Origin of the sequence: Rubrivirga sp. (assembly GCF_049648075.1) — a bacterium.
Classification (GTDB): domain Bacteria; phylum Bacteroidota; class Rhodothermia; order Rhodothermales; family Rubricoccaceae; genus Rubrivirga.
Genome location: NZ_JBARYR010000675.1, coordinates 1 through 2,575, shown reverse-complemented (window position 1 = coordinate 2,575; position 2,575 = coordinate 1). Strand labels below are relative to the sequence as shown.

The 2,575-nt window shown below is 67.2% G+C and carries 5 protein-coding genes; 2 read left to right on the top strand and 3 right to left on the bottom strand.

Features of this window, described 5'->3' with window-relative positions:
- From WBA11_RS18100 to WBA11_RS18090, 3 genes are all read right to left on the bottom strand, one after another.
- A partial coding sequence (locus WBA11_RS18100) for a flagellar hook-basal body complex protein (RefSeq protein WP_424522034.1) occupies positions 1-311 on the bottom strand: 311 nt, incomplete at its 3' end.
- A 192-nt stretch (positions 312-503) separates the two neighbouring features.
- Complete coding sequence (locus WBA11_RS18095) at positions 504-881, bottom strand: BLUF domain-containing protein (protein ID WP_424522033.1); 378 nt, start codon at positions 879-881, stop codon at positions 504-506.
- Positions 882-999: 118 nt separating this feature from the next.
- Positions 1,000-1,305, bottom strand: coding sequence for an ArsR/SmtB family transcription factor (locus tag WBA11_RS18090; protein ID WP_424522032.1), 306 nt, complete (start codon positions 1,303-1,305; stop codon positions 1,000-1,002).
- 299 nt (positions 1,306-1,604) lie between these two features.
- Here WBA11_RS18090 and WBA11_RS18085 point away from each other — a divergent pair, with 299 nt between their 5' ends.
- Together WBA11_RS18085 and WBA11_RS18080 are read left to right on the top strand one after the other, a co-directional pair.
- A complete protein-coding gene (locus WBA11_RS18085) occupies positions 1,605-1,985 on the top strand; it encodes a YeeE/YedE family protein (protein WP_424522031.1) in 381 nt (126 codons plus the stop codon).
- A 4-nt stretch (positions 1,986-1,989) separates the two neighbouring features.
- Positions 1,990-2,575 (top strand): hypothetical protein (locus tag WBA11_RS18080; protein ID WP_424522030.1); only part of this gene is annotated, 586 nt, incomplete at its 3' end.

The window sequence follows — 2,575 nt, the reverse complement described above, 5'->3', positions numbered from 1 at the left end:
TCGCCGCCGCGTGTAAAGCGGACACGGCCGTCGGCGTCCTGGACGGAGAAGAAGCCGGTCCCCTCGACGGCCAAGTCGAGCGCGTTTCCGGTCTCGATCATGGACCCAGCGGTGTCATCGGCGTATTGGCCGGCGACGCGGGAGCTTTGTGGCGCGCCTTCGGCGTCGATCCGCTCGCGCAGGGCGGTCGCGAACATCCGGTCGCGACGGTAGCCGACCGTGTTGGCGTTGGCCAGGTTCTGGGCCACGCGGTCCTGCCGCTGGCTGAGCTCGCCCATGGAGGCGGCGGCGTTGCGGAGTCGGAGGAGCATGGAAAACGGAGTGAGTCCGCTCCACGTCTATCAAACGCCCGGCCACGGCCTGGCTGCGCCGACCTAGCGGTTCGAGGGCGGCTCAGGAGCGACCTCGAGGGCGAGACGGGGGAACGCTTTGCCTCTCATGGAAAGGCGTTCCCGTCTCCGACGCCCGCCTCCTGACCTCCACCGACCTCGAGGGCGGCGCGACTAAGTCCTCACCGCGACGGCCCTCGCCTCGGCCGCGAACGCCTCGGGGGCGGCGAGTTGGAACGCCATGTCCCAGCCCGGGAACCGACGATGCTCGACCACGCCGCGATGCAACACCTCGAAGCTGTCGTGACGGAGGTCGCTCATGATCCGGCCGATGCACATCCACAGCGCCGCTGGCGGCCCCTCGATCCATTGCGCGAACCGGGCGATCCGTCCGTCGTCCTCGAGGACGACGAGCTTGCCCGTGACGTGGTGCTGGACGTTGAAGCGCCGGGCCGCGAGTAGCAGGTCGCTCGCGTCCCGGTCGGTCATCGGGACGACCGGACTCGAGAAGTAGCTGAACGCGGCGAGCGGCTCGGTAGCGAAGACGGACACGAAGAGGGAGTGGGGACGGGAAGTCTACGCGCGCGGGCTTCCGCCGGCCCTAGTGCAGCAGCTGATCGCCCTCGAGGGCGACTCCGTACCGCTCGCATGCGGACCGGTCCGCTCGCGGCTAGCCGTCCTCGAGGGCGTCGCACACCAGGTCGCAGAGTCGCTGGAGCGTCGGGTCCGTGATCCGGTAGTAGACGTGGAGCCCGTCCCGCCGCCCGTCGACGACGCCGGCCTGGGCGAGCTGCCGCAGGTGCTTCGACGTGTTGGCGTGACTCTGGCCCGTCTCGTCGGCGAGCGACTGGACGTCCATCTCCTCCGCTCCGTAGAGCGATCGTAGGAGTCGCAAGCGTGTTGGGTCGCCTAAGAGACGAAACCGTGCGGCAGCGGCCTCGAGGAGATCTGTCGGGACGAGGGAGGGGTCTGCCATGGGACCGGTTGGAGAGAACAAATCTAAGGCCGGGCATCTTTGTCGTTCCTTCGCGAACTAAGTAGAAAACCGAACAGTTGTATGTTCAACCAACCAGTTGTACCCCTCGTATGTCCCCGGCCTCTCCTCTTCCTTGGTACGTCGCTGGCCCTCTCATCGGGCTGATGGTCCCCGCCCTCTTGGTGGTCGGTGGCAAAGTCTTCGGGCTCTCGGCCAATCTTCGCCACGCGTGCGCGGCCCTTCCCGTATCAGAGTCGGCCAGGCCCTCGTTTCTGCGCTATGACTGGCGGAGAACCGGGATGTGGAACCTGGTCTTCGCATTGGGGATCGGCGTCGGGGGTTTTATCGGCATCCGTGTGCTCGCTGACCCCGGACAGCCGATTGCGCTCTCCTCAAACACGCTCGCCGCACTCACTGACCTTGGCGTCACAAACGTCACGGGACTGGTCCCAGCACAGCTCATCTCGTGGTCCGGACTCGCCACGCCTGTTGGCGCGCTCATGGTCCTAGGGGGAGGCTTTCTAGTCGGCTTCGGAGCTCGGTGGGCGGGCGGCTGCACGTCGGGCCACGCCATCTCGGGACTCGCAGACCTCCAGGTGCCCTCGCTCGTCGCCGTCGCCGGCTTCTTCGTGGGTGGCCTGATCGTCGTCCATGCTCTCCTCCCCATCCTCCTCGGCTAGACCCATGCTGACCGACACCGACCCACATCACGGCGACGGCGTCTCGCATGGGCACGCCGCTCGCACCCCAGTGCTGAGCCCGATCAGCCCGGCCGAGTGCTTAGACCGCGAGCAGGTTCCGCCTCCTCTCCGCAACCAAGCGCTGGACGAGGGCAACAAGCCCCTCGCGCTATTCACGTACGGCTTGCTGGGCGCAGGGCTGGGCTTGGTGTTCACCCAATCGCAGGTGATCTCCTGGTTTCGGATCTACGAGATGTTCCGGTTCGAGTCGTTTCACATGTACGGCGTGATCGGGTCGGCCGTCGCGACCGCGGCCCTCTCTCTATGGGCGATCCGGCGGTGGGGCATCACGACGATCCACGGCGAGCCCATCACGGTCCGACCCAAGGAGTGGAGCGCGTCGCGTGTCCCTGGCGCTCGGTACTGGATGGGCGGCATCACGTTCGGGTTCGGATGGGCGCTCTTGGGAGCGTGCCCCGGACCGCTCGTCGCTCTCCTGGGCGGAGGCGTGAGCGTAATGGCGGCTGCCCTCGTGGCGGCCCTCGCCGGGACATGGACCTACGCGCTCGTCCGGGACCACTTGCCGCACT